This window comes from Candidatus Flexifilum breve (assembly GCF_016713355.1).
On record NZ_JADJPI010000041.1, the window covers coordinates 47,922 to 67,369 of the forward strand.

At 62.1% G+C, this 19,448-nt stretch carries 16 protein-coding genes; 1 reads left to right on the forward strand and 15 read right to left on the reverse strand.

Annotated elements, in window-relative coordinates:
- Window positions 1–39 precede the first annotated feature (39 nt).
- The 5 genes from IPK17_RS38250 to IPK17_RS38270 form a co-directional block, all read right to left on the reverse strand.
- Window positions 40–606 (reverse strand): NUDIX domain-containing protein, encoded by a 567-nt coding sequence (locus IPK17_RS38250; RefSeq protein WP_343423121.1) that lies wholly within the window; start codon window positions 604–606, stop codon window positions 40–42.
- A 903-nt stretch (window positions 607–1,509) separates the two neighbouring features.
- The gene (locus IPK17_RS38255) at window positions 1,510–2,631 is read right to left on the reverse strand and encodes a DegT/DnrJ/EryC1/StrS family aminotransferase (RefSeq protein ID WP_343423012.1); all 1,122 of its coding nucleotides are present in this window, start codon (window positions 2,629–2,631) and stop codon (window positions 1,510–1,512) included.
- Between the two features lie 115 nt (window positions 2,632–2,746).
- Window positions 2,747–3,370 carry an acyltransferase gene (locus IPK17_RS38260; protein WP_343423013.1) on the reverse strand — a complete coding sequence of 208 codons (624 nt, stop codon included), beginning with the start codon at window positions 3,368–3,370 and terminating at the stop codon, window positions 2,747–2,749.
- A gap of 247 nt (window positions 3,371–3,617) precedes the next feature.
- Window positions 3,618–5,000: an MBL fold metallo-hydrolase gene (locus IPK17_RS38265; protein ID WP_343423014.1), complete on the reverse strand. Its 1,383-nt coding sequence runs from the start codon at window positions 4,998–5,000 to the stop codon at window positions 3,618–3,620.
- A gap of 60 nt (window positions 5,001–5,060) precedes the next feature.
- The gene (locus IPK17_RS38270; RefSeq protein ID WP_343423015.1) at window positions 5,061–5,807 is read right to left on the reverse strand and encodes a class I SAM-dependent DNA methyltransferase; all 747 of its coding nucleotides are present in this window, start codon (window positions 5,805–5,807) and stop codon (window positions 5,061–5,063) included.
- 146 nt (window positions 5,808–5,953) lie between these two features.
- On the opposite strand from IPK17_RS38270, the gene IPK17_RS38275 reads away from it, so the two are divergent.
- Complete coding sequence (locus tag IPK17_RS38275; protein ID WP_343423016.1) at window positions 5,954–6,409, forward strand: hypothetical protein; 456 nt, start codon at window positions 5,954–5,956, stop codon at window positions 6,407–6,409.
- Window positions 6,410–6,489: 80 nt separating this feature from the next.
- Here IPK17_RS38275 and IPK17_RS38280 read toward each other — a convergent pair whose 3' ends face one another.
- The 10 genes from IPK17_RS38280 to IPK17_RS38325 form a co-directional block, all read right to left on the reverse strand.
- Window positions 6,490–7,410, reverse strand: coding sequence for a serine/threonine-protein kinase (locus IPK17_RS38280; protein WP_343423017.1), 921 nt, complete (start codon window positions 7,408–7,410; stop codon window positions 6,490–6,492).
- Window positions 7,410–7,964: a hypothetical protein gene (locus tag IPK17_RS38285; protein WP_343423018.1), complete on the reverse strand. Its 555-nt coding sequence runs from the start codon at window positions 7,962–7,964 to the stop codon at window positions 7,410–7,412. Before IPK17_RS38285 ends, IPK17_RS38280 begins: the two co-directional genes overlap by 1 nt.
- Before the next feature lie 205 nt (window positions 7,965–8,169).
- Window positions 8,170–9,201, reverse strand: a complete 1,032-nt coding sequence (locus IPK17_RS38290) for a copper chaperone PCu(A)C (protein WP_343423019.1) — start codon at window positions 9,199–9,201, stop codon at window positions 8,170–8,172.
- A 113-nt stretch (window positions 9,202–9,314) separates the two neighbouring features.
- A complete protein-coding gene (locus IPK17_RS38295; protein WP_343423020.1) occupies window positions 9,315–9,938 on the reverse strand; it encodes an SCO family protein in 624 nt (207 codons plus the stop codon).
- A gap of 15 nt (window positions 9,939–9,953) precedes the next feature.
- Window positions 9,954–10,697 (reverse strand): FixH family protein, encoded by a 744-nt coding sequence (locus IPK17_RS38300; RefSeq protein WP_343423021.1) that lies wholly within the window; start codon window positions 10,695–10,697, stop codon window positions 9,954–9,956.
- A 105-nt stretch (window positions 10,698–10,802) separates the two neighbouring features.
- Window positions 10,803–12,026 (reverse strand): anion transporter, encoded by a 1,224-nt coding sequence (locus IPK17_RS38305; RefSeq protein ID WP_343423022.1) that lies wholly within the window; start codon window positions 12,024–12,026, stop codon window positions 10,803–10,805.
- A gap of 217 nt (window positions 12,027–12,243) precedes the next feature.
- Window positions 12,244–12,975: an alpha/beta hydrolase gene (locus tag IPK17_RS38310; protein WP_343423023.1), complete on the reverse strand. Its 732-nt coding sequence runs from the start codon at window positions 12,973–12,975 to the stop codon at window positions 12,244–12,246.
- 327 nt (window positions 12,976–13,302) lie between these two features.
- Complete coding sequence (locus IPK17_RS38315) at window positions 13,303–16,257, reverse strand: molybdopterin-dependent oxidoreductase (RefSeq protein WP_343423024.1); 2,955 nt, start codon at window positions 16,255–16,257, stop codon at window positions 13,303–13,305.
- Window positions 16,258–16,576: 319 nt separating this feature from the next.
- Complete coding sequence (locus IPK17_RS38320) at window positions 16,577–17,479, reverse strand: FAD binding domain-containing protein (protein ID WP_343423025.1); 903 nt, start codon at window positions 17,477–17,479, stop codon at window positions 16,577–16,579.
- Window positions 17,480–17,727: 248 nt separating this feature from the next.
- On the reverse strand, window positions 17,728–19,302 hold the full coding sequence (locus IPK17_RS38325) for an ABC transporter ATP-binding protein (protein WP_343423026.1): 1,575 nt from the start codon (window positions 19,300–19,302) through the stop codon (window positions 17,728–17,730).
- Between the last annotated feature and the right edge of the window lie 146 nt (window positions 19,303–19,448).

Here is a 19,448-nt window from a genome sequence, read left to right on the forward strand (position 1 = left end):
GGGTGGGTGTGGGCCGATGCGCCGACACTCCACCCGTTTTCAATTGCCGCGTATGCGTAGTTCGGGGTAATGCATCTGCATCCACTGCAAGCCGATGATGGTTCGCGCATCTTTGATTTCCCCAGCGTACAACATCTTGATTGCGGTGCCGAAGGGGATTTCGACCGCGCGGATGTCTTCGCCTTCGCTGATCAGGCCGCCGCCCACACCAACCTTGTGCGCCGACGAGACCGCGGCATAGTACAGGAAGATGCGTTCTGATGTGCCGCCGGGACTCAGGTAAAACGTGGTGATATGCCGCAGTTCTTCAACTTCGTAGCCGATTTCTTCCAAAATTTCGCGGCGCATGGCGTCGTCCGGCGCTTCTTCGACCGTGTCGAACATCCCGGCAGGCGCTTCCAGCAGCCACCCGTCACCGCGTTCATAAGTGGTATGGCGAAATTGTTCAGTGAAGATCACATTATCTGTATCGACATCGTAGACCACGGCTGTAACGCCATCCCCGCGTTCGAGGGTGAGCCGCGTGATTTCGCCGCCTAGGCTGCCGTCGTACTTTTCGTGGCGCAGTCGGACTTCGTCAATTGCGAAAATGGCTTTCTTGAAGATCCGCTATTTGGAGATAATTTCGACGCGTTTAGGCATGGTTTACTCTCAGTGTCACTGGGGGGGCCCGGGGGGGGGCGGGGGGGGGCGGGGGGGGGGGGGGCCCGGGGGGGGTTTAGGCGGGACGTGCTCGATTCGCGCTGGGTACAACGTGAAGTCGATTTTGCGCGCGGCTTTAGAATCCTCACCCTCCCAGTTGTCGTCTTCGATGATGATTTGAAGACCACTCCAGGCAAAAGCAAAAACACGGGTCACTCTGCGCGATATTGATCTACGGCGCGGAAACGGAAAGGGCAAAAGGGCTGGCAGCTTCATCAGCGCTGGAAAAATGATCGCACTCCTTGCAGCCTGCTGAACCCCGGCGGGTGGAGGGGGCCCGGGGGTACCCAACGACCGGGGTCTTCGGCAGAGGCGTTGTGCTGATGTTCAAAAACGGTATGGAGCGTGTTCGCACCAATCTCAGTGTCAACAAAATCGCATGGGATCGGGACTTGGTAAACGGGATTTCCTGAATCAACGTTCGTCAAAGCATCGCCGAAAGGCGAAGAAAAAAACGCGAGGGGGCGGGGGGGGGGGGGGGGGGTTAATTGGGGGTTGAATTTTCCCCAAAAGAAAAAAAACAAAAAACAACAAAACCACCAAAACAAAAAAGGGGGGGGGGGTGTCGGCGGGGGGGGGGGGGGAGGGGGGGGGGGAAGGGGGGGGTTGGGCCAAACGGGGAGGGGAAGGAAGGAAAAGGGGGGGGGAAGGGGACGGGGAACAAGAGGGGGGGGGAACCCACGGGGGCGGTGTGGGGGGGGGGCGTGAGGGAAGTACAGGCGGGGAGAAGGGGGGGTCGGGGGCGGGTTTCGTTTGTGAGTGGTTTTTGGGGTTTGGTTTGGCCGGTGGGTGATCGGCGCTTTTGTCTTACTTCGCCAGCACGCTGACCACATCGACGAGTTCTTCGACCACCTGCGACAGGTGATCGGTCGTCATCTCCGGGTAGATGGGCAAGCTGATAATCGACTGGGCGGCGGCTTCAGACTGCGGGAAAGCGCCCGGTTGGCCGCCGTACCCGCGCATGGCGGGCTGCAAGTGCAGCGGAACCGGGTAATGCACGCCCGCCCCAATCCCCCGCTGATTCAGCTCTGCGAGGATCGCGTCACGGTCGCCCTGCACGCGCACACAGTAGATATGGAAGACGTGCTGGCTGTCCGCCATAACCTGCGGCGTCTGCACCCCGGCGACGCCCGCCAGCGCCTGCGTGTAATAGGCGGCATGCTGGCGGCGCGCTGCGTTCCAGCTTTCGAGATGCGGCAGCTTCGCGCCGAGAATCGCCGCCTGCAGCCCGTCGAGGCGTTCGCCATAGCCGAGCTCGTCGTGCTCGTACTTGCTCATGCGCCCGTGATCTTTCAGTTTGGCGATCAGCGTGGCCAGCGCCTCGTCATTGGTGCAGACTGCGCCCGCATCGCCATACGCGCCGAGATTCTTGCCGGGATAGAAGCTGAAGCACGCGGCATGCCCCCACGCGCCCGCCCGGAGGCCGTGCAGTTCCGCGCCGTGCGCCTGCGCCGCGTCTTCGATCACGTACAGGTTGTGCTTCCGCGCGATCTCCATGATCGCGTCCATCGGCGCGAGCTGACCGTACAGATGCACGGGCATGAGCGCTTTGGTGCGCGGGGTGATCGCCGCCTCAATCAGCGCCGGGTTGATGTTATACGTCGCCGGGTCGATGTCCACGAACACAGGCGTTGCGCCGCTCTGGGCGATTGGTTCGACGGTCGCGATGAACGTGTGCGGGGTGGTGATCACCTCGTCGCCCGCGCCGATGCCGAGCGCGCGCAGCACGAGATACAACGCGCTCGTGCCGTTGGCGATGCCCACTGCGCGCTTGGTCCGCTGGAACTGCGCGAAAGCCGCTTCGAAGTTCGTCACCTCCGCGCCGCCGATGAAGCTGGTGTTGGCGATCACGCGGGCCAGCGCCGCGTCAATCTCCGGCTTGATCGCCGCGTACTGCGCTTTGAGGTCGACGAGGGGAATTTTAGCCATGCTGCCTCCAAGAGAGCAGGACTGAGTGCTGAGGACTGGGGACTGAGACAACATCACGGTCGGCTGCACAGAGACGACCTGATGCTTCAATGACTCAGTCCTTTAACCTCAGTCCTCAGTCCTTAGAATAGAACTGGATATTGTCGATGTGATTGATCTGCCGGGCCGGGCTGCCCACCATGACCGCGCCGGGCGGCACGTCTTTCGTCACCACCGAGCCCGCGCCGATCAGCGCGCGCGCGCCGACCCGCACGCCGGGCAGCAGCGTCGTGTTCGCGCCGATGATCGCGCCCGCCTCGATGATCGCGCCTTCCAGCCGATCCTTCGCGCCCTGACTGATCGGGTAGCGCGCGTTCGTCACCATGACGCCGGGGCCAAGCCAGCAGCCCTCGTGCAGTTGGCTGTATTCCGGCACGAACACGCGGCTGTGCAGGCGCACCTGGTTGCCAATCGTGACGTGATGCTCGATGATGCTGTGCGTGCCGATGCTCACGTGATCACCAATCGTGTTCTCCTCGCGGATGACAACGTGATGCCCGGTCTGCAAGCCCACGCCGATCACGTTGCCCGCGTAGATCACGCTGTGCGAACGGATGACACAGCCCGCGCCAAGCGTGAGCGGCAGGTCGCCGGGCTGCGCGCCCCGCGGCGCTTTGCCGAGAATCACGAACTCGTCGATCTGCGCGTCGGCGGGCAGGTGGACGTTCGGGTAAATGTGAATGAGGGGCGATTCGGTCATCGATTGGTCTCATATTGTAGGGACACCCACCGGGGCGGCCGCTCTTGATAAAACTTGATTTGGCCTCACCCCGTTTCGCTGCCCTACGAAACTGCCCCTCGCCTGACGGGAGAGGGGCCACGAACCGGGAGGCCGGGGGGCGGACTCTAACCTCACCCCTAAATCCCCTCTCCGAAAAGAGGAGAGGGGACTTCAAATGCCCGCCTGTCTCCCCTCTAGGAGAGGGGTTGGGGGTGAGGTTTGGTTCTTACCCTTTTTCCACCGGCAGACCCGCCGCGATCCACGCGTCGAGGCCGCCCTCGACATGCGCGAAATCGGCGAAATTGTGCCGTTCCAGCAGGCTGGCGGCGATCTGCGAGCGCACGCCCGTCGCGCAGTGAATGACCAGCGAGCGGTCGCGCGGCAGTTCATCGATGCGCTCCGGCAGATCGTGATACGGAAGGTTGACCGCCCCCGCGATCCGCTTTTCACGGTACTCGCTGACCGCGCGCACGTCAAGCACCATTGCACCCCGGCGAATGCGTTCGGCGGCGGTGTGCACATCGATGACCGGGAGTGTGCCGCTGTAAATGTCGACTTCGTCCGGCACGAAATAGCCCGCGATGTTGTCGATGCCCACCGCGCGCAGTTGGCTCATCAGCGCGTCGACCTGCTCCGGCGCGGTGATCAGGTAGACCGGATGCGCGAAATCGACGAACCACCCGGCATAGGTGCTGAACTGATCGCTCGGTTGAATATGCAGCGCGCACGCGACATGCACGTTGCGCCGCCGCGTATCGATCAGCAGCGCGTTGGAGCGCACCACATCGTTGAGCAGAAAGCGTTCCATGCGTTCGGGGCGCGGCAGCGTGCTGACGAGCGGCGCGCCCTGCTTGTTGACGCGCTTCATCTGCGCGAAGTAACGCGGCGCGGGCGGTTGATCGCTCAGCAGCCAGCGGACAAATTCAGCTTCATCGTCAAATTGAAAGGCCGGGTTGACCAGCTTCTCATAGCCGAGCGTGGAGGACGGCACCGCGCCGAGCGCTTTGCCGCACGCGCTCCCCGCGCCGTGACCGGGCAGAATTTGCAGATAATCCGGCAGGGTTTTGAGCATTTGCAGGTTGCGGAATTGACCGCGCGCGCCGATCTCGGCGGTGTTGGCGTAGCCCGCCGCCACTTCCAGCAGATCGGGGCGTCCCACATCGCCGACGAACAGGCAGTCGCCCGTGATCAGGCCGAAGGGTTGATCCGAGGCTTGGGTGTCGGTGATGGCGAAGATCAGGTGTTCGGGGGTGTGCCCCGGCGTATGGATCGCCTGAATGCGGATATTGCCGAGCAGCCACGAAGCACCGTCGTGCAGCAGCGTGGTGTTGGCGTCGGCGAACTCATACTGCCACTCCGCGCCGCCCTCCGCGCTGAGGTACATGTGCGCCCCGGTCGCCGCGGCGACTTCGCGGATGCCGCTCACAAAGTCCGCGTGGATGTGCGTTTCGGTGACCTGGGTGATGCGCAGATGTTCCTGCTGCGCCGCGTGGAGATAGGGGGAAATATCGCGAGCCGGGTCGACGATCAACGCCTCGCCCGTCTCTTGACAGCCGATCAGGTATGACGCCTGCGCCAGTGCCCGATCGTAGAAATATTTGAGCAGCATGGGTGAACGCTCCTGGTGAACCGCGTCCCCCAACTATAACAAACTCTGTTCAAAAAAAGATTAGCGAGATGCGATCACGAAGGCGCGCCCCTCACGTTCGGGTTCCGCCAGCGGCGTCTGGAGGTCGGCGGCGCGGGCAAAGTAGACCTGCTGCCAGCCCGTATCTTCCAGCAGGTCGCGCACATGGGCGAGGTCGAACACCGTGTTGTAGGCGTTCTCTTCGAAGCGGGTGTAGCGTCCGTCGTCCTCGCGGATGAAACCCGTGATGCGCACATAGGCGCGCTCGCCGCCGTCGTAGATGCCCCGGTTGATGAGCGTGACTTCGGGCGTTTCGCTGAGCGTGATGTTGTTCCAGCGCTGCAAGCCGACGCGCGTGTTGAGGTCGAAGATGAACACGCCGCCGTCTTGGACAGCCGCATACACGCAGGCGAAACAGCGGCGCAGCGCGTCGGCATCCGGCAGATGATTGAGCGCGTCGAAGGTCGAGATGGCCAGCCCGACGGGGGTCGGAATCGTGAAATCCGCCGCATCGGCGACGATGAAGCCCGCGCGGTCGCGGTAGGCGGCGGTGTTCTGCCGCGCATGCGCGATCATGTGCTCGGAGAGGTCAACCCCGGTGACGGTGAACCCGCGTTCCAAGAAGTAGAGCGCGACCTGTCCCGTGCCGCAGCACACATCGAGCAGGGTAGGATCCGCGTCGGGGCGCGCCGTGTAGAACTCATGGAGGCGCGGCGCTACCGAGCGGGCAAAGTCGCCCCACAGCAGGTTGTACACGCGCGCAAAATCTTGGTTGTAGGCTTGGTTCATTGGTCGTGTACCCTCTTTAATCTAGGGTGGCAGGAAGCTTACTTATAAGTAAGCTTTTCGGATGTGAAATTCATGCAATTTGGAATAACAAAATGAACACACCTAGGGACCAATTTGAGATCGAGCATGACATAAGTCGGATAGAAATGATTTTGGATACAGAAATTTTTGCTCAAGAGAATATGTCTCATCCTTTAGTTCTGTCAGCTTTTACCGAACTCATTATATGTCTCAACGACTTGTTGCAGAAATGTCGCAAGGCGGATGTTCCCGTAAGATTTGATGTGGATGTCGACCCAACTGCTGATTTAGATAGCATCACAAATTTAGTGAATAGAATACGCAATGCTGTGTGCCACATAACAAATGAAACTCATCAGGTTGAGAACAGTGAAATGATATTCTCGTTCAATGTCATTTACGGTGAAGGGGCGTTAGCGCAGTTTGGTGCATACGTGTTTCGTAGTGATTACGCTGATGATATATGTTTCTTTTGGCACAAATCGCATCTATCTGAAGCGTCACATCACTCCGAGCATTTGAGGAAGCAAAACACCAATTGTTCAGCGATCGCTAAAGTCCATTTCTATGCAACGCAGTGAATTGCCGGAGGGACGCGAGTTATCGCGTCCGCCTAACGATATTCACGGCGGGATTGTATTCGCGGAGGAATTTACGGTCGCTAACGCCGACCGAATAGGCGGCGCAGCCGCGTCAGCAGCGGTGTGAGGCGATGGCTTGGGGGCGGGGTCAGCACCTGCGCGCCGCCGGGATACTCGACCGCCTCCAGTGCCTGCGCCATGGCCTGCGCCGAGTCAAAGCGTTCGTCAGGGTTGGCGCGCAGCGCCCGCAGAATGAGCGCGTCCAGTTTTGGCGACACATCGGCATTGAAGGTGCGCGGCGGGCGCAGGGTGTTCGCCAATTTGACGTCAAGCAGCGCTTCTGGGGTGACGGCCATGCGGAACGGCGGCTCGCCGGTCACGAGGTCGTAGAGCGTCGCGCCAAAGCTGTACACGTCCGAGCGCAGATCGAGCGCGTCCAAGCGGATTTGCTCTGGCGGCGCGTAATGCAGCGAGCCGAGGATGTGCTGCAGGTAGCCGAGCGAGGGCGCTTTCCGCACTACCCGCGCGAGTTCGAGGTCGTTGAGGTAGACCTGATTATCCCCGGCGACGTAGACCACCCGCGGGGAGATCGAACCGTGGACGAAGTGGCTGCGGTGCAAAAAGCTGACCGCTGTGCCGAGCTGCTGCATGATCGGCAGCGCCGTTGCCAGCGGCACGCCGCCGTTGCGCAGCAGGGCGTCGAGCGTGCCGGGCAGCATGCGCGACACGATGTAGACCGCCTCATTGCCGATCTGCCCGGAGGCATAGAGCGGCAGCAAATGCACGTATTCCAACCCGATGATGTGCTGGATCTGGCTGTTGAATTCGTCGAGAAACAGGGTGCGTTCCGCCGCGTCGTGCGGCAGCGGCGTCACCTTGAACGAGACGAAGCGCTTGACCGACTCCTGCACCGCCCGGTAAATCGTCGTGTCGACCCGCGTGTCGACCGCCTCCTGGACGAAGAAGCCATCGATGAGCCGGTTGGTGTAACGCGCATCCATTACGGGAACAGGCGGTAGAGAAACCGGGTGACGTTGGTCATCACGAAGCTGAATACCCAGTAGGCGGTCAGCAGCACGACGTGCTGTTCGCGAGCGAAGCGCGTCGGCCCTGCGCGCAGACCGAGCAGCGGCGCGCCGATCTCGTCCGCGCCCCACATACGCAGCCCCATGAAGAACCCCCCCGCGATATCGCGCCAGCGCGTCGTCGTGCGCGTGCCGCCGTAGAGGAACCCCGCTGTGATCAGATACGCCCATTCGGTGAGGTCGCCGAGCAGGTCGCGCGTTTCCAGCGAGCGCGGCGCGCTTCCGGTCAGCGACTGGTAGGCGCGGCGTCCCGCCGCCTGAAACGGCGTTTCGCCGTCGGCGTACTGCCGGGGCACGAGCGCGCGTTCTTCCAGCGGATCCGGGCGACCGCTGTCCTCAGCGGGCAGGAGCGCGCGCGGAAACACGACCGGGACGATCTGCCGGGTGTAGTAGCGCATGGCATACGCGCCAATCACGCCGCCGATCACGCCCATGAACGCGGCTTTCCGTCGATCCGGTACACCAGACATAGCCTGTGCTCCCCACTCTCTCGTCATCCCCTTAGTCTAGCGGACACACCGCCCCGCCTTCTACGGAAACAAGCAGAGACTCAGGATTGTCTCATGCAGCGGATAAAAAAGGCCACCCTATGGGGCGGCCTGTGGTTGCTTCGATGCGGTTTTACATCTGTCGCCCCTCCCCGAATTCGGGGAGGGGGGGGAGGGTTCGGAAAGCTCAGCCGCCGCCCATGTTCATGCCGCCCATGCCTTCGGCATCGGGATCGCGCACGACCACGTCGACGCTGACTTCGCCGTAGTGTTCAAACGTCAGCGTGAGCGTGAAGCTTTCGCCGACCACCAATTCACGGGTCAGACCCATCAGCATGATGTGGTAGCCGCCGGGCATCAACTGCGTCGCGCCGCCTTCGGGAATGTGGAGGTGCTGGCCTTCGACCGGGCGCATCTGCATCACGCCGTCGGCGGTCATGCTCATCTCATGGATTTCGACCATGCTGGCGACATCGGTGGCCGCGCCGATCAGGGCTTCGTGCACCGGGTCGGGGTTGGCGATCACCATGTAGGCGGCGCTGTTCGGCGCCCCCGCGATGCTCGGACGCGCCCACGCATCGACAATGCTCACGCCGCACGGCGCGTCGGCCTCGGCGTGGTCGTGCCCCGCTTCTTCGGTCGCATCCATCGCCATCGGTTCAGCGGTCGCTTCGTCCATATGCCCCATGTCGTGCATCGGTTCGGCGGTGGCGTCGCCCATGCTCATGCCGCCCATATCCATGCCGGGCATGGCATCGGGATCCTGCACGGGCACACTGAGCGCAACTTCGCCGGCGTGTTCAAACACGAGCGTCAGGTCGAGCATGCTGCCGGGGGTCAGTTCACGGGTCAGACCCATCAACATGATGTGGAAACCACCGGGCTGCAGGGTGAAGAAGTTGTGCGCGGCGACGGGGAAACCACCTTCGACCGGACGCATCTGCATGACGCCCTCGGCAGTCATGCTCATCTCGTGCAGTTCGACGCTGGTGGCCGCGTCCGTGCTGGCGCTGACCAGCGTATCGTCTTCGTCGGTCAGATTGATGAGCAGGCCGTAGGCGGCACTGTTCGGCGCTCCGGCAACGCTGGCGCGCGCCCAACCGTTGTACAGCGATACGGTCGCATGACATTCACCTTCATGGGCGAGGGCGGGCAGGACGGCCACGGATGTAAACAGGGCGATGAGCAGCAGAGTCAAAAGAACTGCTTTGGACTTCATTTTGTAGCCTTTCAGACTTGATCGGTGATTGTTTATCGTTAAGTGTGGTCTGCTGCGCCCATCTTTGCCATACGCTAAATAGCGTAGATCGATGGGCGCAGCCGCCAAGGGTGTCAGGCTTGGGGATTGGCGCCTAACAGCACCTGAATATCGTGGACAATGTCGCGGTAGTTCGTGCCGTACAGGTATTGCGAGAGGAGGCGGCCCTGCGGGTCGATGAGGAAGACAGACGCCGTGTGATCCATCAGGTAGGCTTGCGGGTCATCGCCGAGCACCTGCTTTTCCGCCACCACGCCAAACTGATCCATGACGGCTTGCAGGGTATCGCCTTCGCCGCGCAGACCGATGAAATCCGGGTTGAAGGCGGCGGTGTACAGCCCGAGCAGATCGAGCGTGTCGCGGTCGGGGTCAATCGTCACGAAGACCACCTGCACCTTTTCGGCCAGATCGCCGAGGTCGTTCATGACGCGGCGCAGTTCCGCAAACGTGGTGGGGCAGAAGTCCGGGCAGCTCCGGTAACCGAAGTACAACAGAATCACGTCGCCAGAGTACGCACTCAGTTCAAACGCAGCGCCCGTGGTCGAGTCGAGGTTAAACTCCTGCAGTTCGCGGGGTGGATCGTAGACCGCGCCCATCAGCTCATCAGCGTAGTCGGGAGTCGGCGTTGCCGCTGGGGTGGCCCCACTGCAGCCCGCCAGCAGCAGCAAACCCAATAGGACGAAAACAAATTGTTTCATGGTCAGCCTTTAGCTCTACTCGACGATAATGCGCACCACCGAGTCATGGCGCACGCTGCACACCCCTTCGAACACCTGAGGCGTGGTGAACGTTTGCCGGAGCGTCTCGCCCGCGCGCACGAAGAATGGTCCGATCGTATGATCGGCCAGATCATTATTTTTCAGAACCAGCGTGTTTTGTCCATTGACAGATAAGCGTATTTCCGTGGGCATCACATCGTCGCCATGACCTTCCCGGATCTGAGCGGCCGTCCCCTGCGGGATGACGATCCAGAATTCCTCAGGATGCGCGACTTGCGCTGCTTCGATAGCGGTGTTGCTGGCGTAGGTTTCGCGCGGGCTCATGTTTTCTTCGAGCACAGCGAATACGAAGGCCGTGAACTCATCGCGAATCAGTTCATCGCCGACCCAGGCGCTCACGTCGATTGTCCAGCGGTCGGTCGCGGGCCACACCATCGGGATTTCGTACACGCCCTCCTGATCTTCAGTGGCACGACCGTACAGGGGAATCTGCCCTTGCATCGTGCGGTTGGCTTCGACTTCGATGCTGGCCCCGCTGATCGGTTCGCCATTCTTCACGAGGCGCAAAACCAGCGTGTTCACGCCGACAATGAGCGGGAAGGGTTTCGAACTCAACTGAATATGGATCTGGTCGTCCATGAGGACTTCTTCTTGGGAGCCGCGCACGACGAGATAGGTGCCGATGCCGATGGCGACCACGACGATTACAGCGACTACAGCGATGATCATTCTTCGCATAGGTGAGTATCTTGGCTATGTTTGCGGGTGCTTTGTGATCATAAAGGTGGATGTCATGCCTGAATAGTGACAACTTGCACGAAATCAGATGAGAAAGTTTACGTCTTAACCTGTCGTAATAATCAGCCACAGCACGCCGACGCCTAATGTCAGCAGCGTGATCGGGATACCGGCTTTGAGGAACGCCCCGAATTTGAGTTCGACGCCCTGCACTTTCGCCAGCTCCGCGACGATCAGCGTGGCCGCCGAGCCGAGCAGCGTGAAGTTGCCCGCCAGCGTCGAAGCCATGGCCAGCGTCAGCCATGCCTGCTGCGGATTGGCGAACTGCGCCATCGACGTTTGCAGCAGCAGCACGGCGGGCACGTTCGAGATCAGGTTGCTCAGGACGGCAGTGATCAAGCTTAAGCCGGGGACGCCGTTGGTCAGCATGGAGCGCGTCGCGTCGAAGAAGGCGTCACTCAACCCGGTTGCGCGGATTGCGCCCGTGATCACGAACAAGCCCGCGAAAAACACCAGCAGTTCCCAATCCAGCGCGAGCAGTTTACGCGGACGCAGCCGCGAAACGAGCAGCGCCGCCGCCGCGACACAGGCCGCCGTCACAATCGGCGCGCCGAGCAGAAACGCGATCAGCAGCAGGGCGACGATGCCGAGCGTGCGGTTGAGCAGCGGCGTGAACGGGCGCGGCGGCGGCAGTTCGACCTCCGCCAGCGTCCCGCGAAACTCGGCGCGGTACAGCAACACGATCACGCCCCAACAGAGCGCCAGCCCGATCAGCGCGACGGGCGCGAGGTGCGCGGCGAAACTCACGAACGAGATATCACTCGCCTGCCCGATGATGATGTTCTGCGGGTTGCCCGTGATCGTCGCCACTGAGCCGATGTTGGTCGCCGTCGCCAGCCCAATCAAATAGGGGATCGGGTCGCGCCCCAAGCGCCGGGTGATATCCACGACCAGCGGCGTGAGCATCAGGCAGATGGTGTCATTCAGGAACAGCGCCGAGAGCACGCCTGACGAGATGATCACCAGCGCCAGCAGCATCTGCGGCGTGCGCGCGAGGCGCAGGGTGCGGCTGGTCACGGCGCGGAAGAACCCGGCGAGGCGCAGATTGATGTTGATGACCATCATTGCGCCCAACAGCAGCAGCGTGCCGAGGTCAATCGACTCCAGCGCGGCGTGCTCGCTGATCGCGCCGATCACGACCAGCAGCGCCGCCCCGACCAGCGCAATGGTCGCGCGGTTCATGCGCAGTTGGGGAATGGTGCCCACGGCAATGGCCGCGTAGATGAAAATCAGCGTGATGGCGTACAGGGGGAAGGTTAAGCTCGACATAGATCAGTTGCAGAGTCCTGGGTAGGGACGCGCTATGAGCGTGTTGAAAGGTACCCCACCCCCGGCCCCTCCCCGAATTCAGGGAGGGGAGACAGATTCACCTCCGCCCCGATTGCGTGGGAGAGGGGAAGAGCGATCTCTGTTTTGCTGCCCTCGCCTCTTTTCGGAGAGGGGGCGGGGGGTGAGGTTAGTTGTTCGCGCGCACGGATATCGGTGTCTACTCTACTCGCAAATGATCATTCAGCCAATGGATCACCTGCGCGGTGGCACTGTCCCGCTGGGGATTGCTCTGCCGAAACATGTCCGTGCCATGCACTGACGAATTGTAGACCGTCATCGCCGCTTCGCCCGTGGTGCGCTCGAACATGCGCAGCGTGTCGTAGAGCACATTGTCGGTCCGCCCGACCATAAACAGCACCGAGCGGTCGCTCATGCGCGCATACAACGCCTCGTTGAGCAGCGGGAAATCGCCGGGGGAGATGAGGATCGAGGTCAAACAGCCGGGTTCGGGAGCACAGCCCGCCAACGCGGGCACTGCGCCGAAACTGCCCCCGACTAAGGCCAGCGCGTCGCCCTGCACATCGGGTTGGGCGTGCAGCCATTCAAACCAGAACCGCGTATCGTCAATACTGCCTTCCATGGACCGTGTGCCGCGTGTTTCACCAAAGCCGCGCAGATCTACGGTGAGGACGTGGTAACCGGCTTCCAGCAGCGGCGGGATCAAGGGCAGCCACTGATCCCGATTGCCGCTCAACATGTGCTGCAGCAGCACGGTGGGCAGTGGTTCGGTCGCATTCGGGACGCGGTAAAAATCGCCCACCATGACCAAGCCATCGGCGGCGGTGACGGTCACGCGCTCCGGTTCAGGCAGCGCGTCCGTTTGGGCGAAAACGGTCAGCGGCAGGCATAGGAACAGGACGAAAACAGTTAGGCGGAACACGGAGACCATAGCATCCTTTCAGAGACCGGGATTGTAGGGACGAGACAGGCGGGTGTTTGCCCCCTCACCCCAACCCCTCACCCACGCAAGCGGGAAGAGGGGAGACGTTGCGAGCAAGGTTGGCTCCCCTCCCTGAATTCGGGGGGGGCCGGGGGTGGGGTCGGAATCAAACCTTTTTCAACACGCTCATGCCTCATCGTCAGCGACTATAAGGTGATTTGAATCCAGTAAACAAGCACACTGATAACTTGGTGGCCAGTTTTAACAAAAAAGGACGAGGCATGCCTCGTCCCTACAAAAGATTAACGCAAATTACTGCCGCTGGGGAAAGTTGCCCTACTTCACGCCCTGCCACGCGGTCTTGACCTCGGTTGCGCCGGCTTTCATGGCGCGGAGCAGCGCGTCCTGATCGACCGGGATGGCATAGATGCGCACGCCGACCGCGTTGTAGATCGCGTTGCAAATGGCGGGCGTCGTGTTGATCGACGGGATTTCGCCCACGCCTTTCGCGCCGTACGGCCCTTCACTCATGCGGTGCTCGACCAGATGCGAGATGATCTCCGGCGCGTGCTTGATGCTCGGCATCTTGTAGCGCGAGAGCAGCCGTGACCACGGCACGCCATCTTCGAGGATGAAGGCTTCGCTCAGCGCGTTGCCCATGGCCATGACGATGCCGCCTTCGATTTGCCCCTGCAGCATCAGCGGGTTGATCGCGCGGCCAATGTCCGTGCCGGACACCACCTTGATCACGTGGACTTCGCCCGTTTCCATATCGACTTCCACCAGCGCGGCCTGCGTCGCGTAGCTGAACGCGACGTGCATGTCGCCGCCCGTGCCGAGCGGCTGCGTCTTGGGCGCCCAGTATTCGTGTTTGACACGGGCTTGCAGACCGTGCTGCTTCATCCAGCCGACCACCTGACCGAGCGGCACGCGGTCGCCGTTGGAGCGGAGGAGACCTTCTTCGTAGTAGATGTTTTCCGGCGGCACATCGAGCATTTCGGCGGCGCTCTGCGTGATCGCTTCGCGCAGCGCGGAGGCGGCGAGGCGCGCGGCATTGCCGCTCACGAACGTCTGCCGGGAGGCGGTGGTTGGGCCGCCGTTCGGCGTCAGATCGGTATCGCACAGCAGCACTTTGACGCGCTCGTAGGGCAGGTGCATCTCTTCGGCGGTGCACTGCGCCACCACATGCGCGATGCCTTGCCCCATGTCGGCGGCGGCGGTGCGCACTTCGACCGTGCCATCTTCGTAGGCTTCGACTTCCGCCTCGGATTTGTCCGGCGCGCCGCCGCCCAAGCCCGTGTTCTTATACGCGCAGGCGATCCCCCACGCATAGGCTTTCGTGCCTTCACGCCACGCCCAACGGAAGGAGGCGGGTTTACCCGTCTTGTCTAACCCCACCCCCTGCCCCTCCCCGAATTCAGGGAGGGGAGCCAGCGGCTCTGTCGACGCGGCGGTTGTTTCGCCTGTGGCGGACGTGTTTGCGCCCTCTCCCGAATTCGGGGGAGGGTTGGGGAGGGGGTCGAAGTGGGCGATCATATCCGCTTCCACCCGATCAATCGTCTCCAGCAGGCCGACCGATTCGCGCAGGAGCTGCCCGGTCGCCGTCGTCACGCCGACCGTTTGCGCATTGATGCGCCGGAGTTCAATCGGGTCGATGCCGAGCTGTTCCGCGATGAGATCCATGTTCTGCTCGACGGCGAAGGCCGACTGCGTCACGCCGAAGCCGCGGAACGCGCCCGCAGGCGTGTTGTTGGTGTACATGGCGAAGCAGTCGATTTTGGCGTTCGGCACGGTGTAGGGCCCGGTCGCGTGCGTCGTCGCGCGCGTCATGACCTTGTCGGAGAGCGACGCATACGCGCCGCCGTCGCCGTAGAGTTCGGCTTGCACGGCGGTCAGCTTGCCGTCTTTGGTCGCGCCCGTCTTGATGCGGATGATGGTCGCGTGGCGCTTGGGGTGGAAAATCAGCGATTCCTGCCGCGAATACAGCATCTTGACCGGGTGTCCGGTGACCGTTGCCAGCATCGCCGTGTGAATCTGCCCGGCGATGTCTTCTTTGCCACCAAAGCCGCCGCCGATCAGCGTGCCGATGATACGGACTTCTTCTTCGGGCAAGCCCAGCGCCAGCGCCACCTGATTGCGATCCTGATACGGGATCTGTGAGCCGACGTACACGGTCAGCTTGTCGTGACCGGGGTAATCTTTCGGCACGCCGATGGAGCATTCCGGTTCGAGGAAGGCGTGTTCGGTGGTCGGCGTGCGGTACTCGCGCTCGACGATCACATCCGCCTGCGCAAACCCCGCGTCAATGTCGCCGTGGCGCACCTTGATGTGCTTGAGCAAATTGCCCGTTGGGTGATTCGGATGCAGCACGGGCGCTTCGGGTGTGTGCGCGTATTCGGGATCGGCGACGACGGGCAGCGGCTCATATTCGACTTCGATCAGCGTCAGCGCCTGGTCGGCGATGTCTTCGCTGTCCGCCGCGACCACCGCGACCGCATCGCCCACGTAGCGCACGACCGTGGCGCACAGCACCGGCCAATCACGATAGACCAGCCCGTGCAGATTTTCGCCGGGCACATCCTTGTGCGTCAGCACGGCTTGCACGCCGGGGAGCGACTTCGCCTTCTCCGTGTTGATGCTGAGGATTTTCGCGTGCGGGTAGGGCGACCGGAGCGTGCGCGCGTACAGCATGCCGGGGAAGGTGAGATCATCGGTGAAGATCGCCTTGCCCGTGACTTTCTCGCGCACTTCCTGCGGCGGCACGCTGCGGCTGATCACGTCCAGCGGTTCGCTGACATGGGGATCGGCGACGGGCAGCGGTTCGCCCGTGCGGATCTCGTGCGCCGCCGACTTGATCGCGCGCAGCACACTGCTGTAACCTGTGCAGCGGCAGAAGGTGTCCTTGAGCGCGTGCTTGATGTCGCCGTCGGTCGGGTCAGGGTGCTCGTCGAGCAGCGCCTTCGAGGTCATGATCAGGCCGGGGGTGCAAAAGCCGCACTGCACCGCGCCGTGCTCGATGAAGTTGCTTTGCAGCGGGTGCAGGTCTTCGCCGTGCGCCAGCCCTTCAATCGTCACGACGCTGCGCCCGTAGGCCTTGAACGCCGGGAAGATGCACGAATTGACGGGCGTGCCGTCGACCAGCACGCTGCAAATGCCGCATTCGGCTTCCTCACAGCCGATTTTCGTCCCCGTGAGATGCAGGTCGTAGCGCAGGAACTGCGCCAGCGTCCGCGATTCGGGGATGTCGAGCGTGTAGTCCTGTCCGTTGACGGTAATCTGTAATTCGCTCATGGGAACACCTGTTGAACTCAAATCCTACATTTACGCGCAGACCGCAGTCTGCTGTTTCTGACCCCACCCCCGACCCCTCCCCGAATTCAGGGAGGGGAGCCAACATCGCTCACAACACCTCCCCCTCCCCGGGGGCGGGGAGAGGGCTGAACGGACGCGGTTGGGCATCCCTACGATCTCGTCCTCACCAAACGTAGGGGCGACCCAATGTGGTCGCCCGTGAAACCGGGTAGGGACATTGCCCCGCCCCTACCAACCATACCCTGCTTTTATTCCCCCTCTCCTCTTTTCGGAGAGGGGGGCGGGCTAGGGGGTGAGGTCAGCTCACCCCTTCCGGCACCGCCGCGCCCGTTTCCGCGCGTTCGACCGCTCTGGTGAGCGTCTTGCGCAGCAGCACGGCGACCATCTCATAGCGATAGTCGGCGGTGGCGCGATACTTGCTCGTGCGCAGCTTGAGCGTCGCCTGCGCGGTGGTGATCGCCGCCTCGATGCTCTCCGCATTCGCGGGCGCGCCGAGCAGCACTTCTTCGACATCTTCCGCGCGGGCGGGGATCGGCGCGGACGGCGCGACACACACACGGGCGCCCGTGAACTTCCCGTCGGCCACGCTCACCCACACGGCACAGCCGAGCACCGGCAGCGCCACGCCCTGCGGGCGCATGATGCGCGCAAAGGCGGTCGCCTGACCGCTGGTCGTCGGCTGGAAGCGGAAGCGAATGAGCAGATCGCGGCTCGAATCCAGCAGCGACTGCCCCGCGCCGCGGAACAGATCGCGGATGGGCAGCCACTGCCGTACACCATCTTTGATGAGTTCGGCTTCGGCGTCCAGCGCGACCAGCGAGGTCGTGCCATCGCCCGCCGGGAGCGCGTGCGCGACGTTGCCGCCAATCGTGCCAACGTTGCGCACCTGCGGCCCGCCGATCACGCCGCAGCCTTCGACCAAACAGGTCGCGTTCGCCCGCAAATCCGCCGATTTGACGATCTGCGCGTGGGTCACGCCTGCGCCCAAGGTGATCGTGTCGCCATTGCGGGTGATCGCCGCCATGTCGGGGATGCGCGTCACATCGACCAGCGCCTCGTGCGGCCCGTGATACTCGGCGCGCATATCGACGAGCAGATCCGTGCCGCCCGCGACGATTTTCGCCTGTCCCGCATAGCGCGTCAGCATAGCAACGGCTTCATCTACCGAATGTGGAGTGTGATAGTGATTCCAGAGTTTCATAATCGGCAACCCCCAACGGTCGTTTGATGCTGTTCAGGGGCCTGAAGGCTTTGCCTTGGCGCTTAACTTGGTCTAGCAGAACAACCTGATCTTGCGCGGTTCAAGGGTCGCGCTGAACTTATCGCGTCCTGCCTATTCGGTGTAATAGTGCACGGCGCGCCTTTGCGCGTCAGGCAGGTTCAGGTTAGCATATGCCTTCATCTGTCTCCGCTGAATTCGGGGAAGGCGTCGGAAGTGCAGGGTCGTTCTCAAGGCCGCGCCGGCCAGGGGGTTTGAGGGGCGCGCCCCATCTGCTTTACCGATATCGATAGTTTCCGCCGACTGCTGCCACTTCTCTCATTTGATCGCCCACAATCCCTCACCCCGACGTTTCCCGCCTTCGCCAGATGCCCTTCGTACATGACGAGGATGCGATCCGAGATTGCGCGGATTTCGTCCAAATCTTCCGAAATCAACAAAATCGCCGTGCCTTTCGACCGCTCTTCCAGCAAACGGTGATGGATGTACTCGGACGCGCCGATATCCACCCCGCGCGTGGGCTGCGCCGCGATCAACACCTGCGGCTCGCGCGCCAGTTCGCGCGCCAGCACCAATTTTTGAATATTCCCGCCCGATAAACTCTTGATCGGCGTGTCATGGGACGGCGTCTTAATATCATACGCGCGAATGGCGTTTTTGCACTCCCGCGCAATCGCGCCGAAGTTCATCAATAAGCCGCCCCGCGCGAACGGCTGCTTGCCATGATTCTGCAAAATGTAATTTTCAGCGACCGTGAAATTCTTGATCACCCCGTCGATCATGCGTTCTTCGGGGATGTAGGCCAGCTTGCGCGCGCCCGTCGGTTTGCCCGTCACATCCTGCCCGTTGATGATCACGCGCCCACCCGTTGTTGGACGTAACCCGGCAATCGCCTGCGCCAGTTCATGCTGACCGTTGCCGCTCACGCCCGCGATGCCGACGATTTCACCCGCGCACACCGTCAGGCTGACGTCTTTCAGGCCGAGATCGCCGCGGTTGCTCAACGCGCTCACGCCCGCCAGTTCCAGTTTGACATTGCCTCGTTTACACGGATGGCGGTCGTATTCCAGCGTGACCGGACGCCCGACCATCATCTCCGCGAGCTGGAGCTTGGTCGCGCCTGCCGTCGGGATCGAATCGACGTACTGGCCGTCGCGCAGCACGGTGATGCGGCTGCTGATCGCCAGCACTTCGTGGAGCTTATGGGAGATGAACACCAGCGCGCGCCCATCCGCCGCCATCTGCTTGAGCACGTTAAACAGGTGATCGACCTCGTTGGGGGTGAGCACGGCCGTCGGTTCGTCAAGGATGAGCAGATCCGCGCCGCGGTACAGCGCCCGCAAAATCTCCACGCGCTGCTGTTCGCCGACGGCCAACTGCCAGATCGGGCGGCGCGGATCGACCTTGAGGTTGTAACGGTCGGCCAATTCGCTCAACGCCTTTTCGATCGCGCGCAGATCCGTGCGCCAGCCGAGCTGCATGCCTAAGGCGACATTTTCCGCAACCGTCAGCGAGGGCACGAGCATAAAGTGCTGGTGGATCATGCCGATGCCGCGGCTGATCGCCTCAATCGGGGAGCGGACTTTGACCGCCGTGCCGTTAATGCGAATCGTCCCGGCTTCGGGCTGGTACAGGCCGTAAAGCAGCTTCATCAGCGTGGATTTGCCCGCGCCGTTTTCCCCCAACAGCGCGTGAATCTCGCCGGAGCGCACATCAAAGTCGACGTTGTTGAGCGCCAGCACGCCGGGAAACCGCTTGACGATGCCTTGCATGTGCAGGTGGTCGATCTGAGGGGTGGTGGTCATGGGGCAACCTACGCAATCTAACCAAACGTTGTGTCTAAAACACGGAGGACGAGCGGCTGATTTTTTCACCCCACCCCACCTACCCCTCCCCGCAATCAGGGAGGGAGCAGGTGACCTCTTCGCCCCGCCCCTGATGCGGGGAGAGG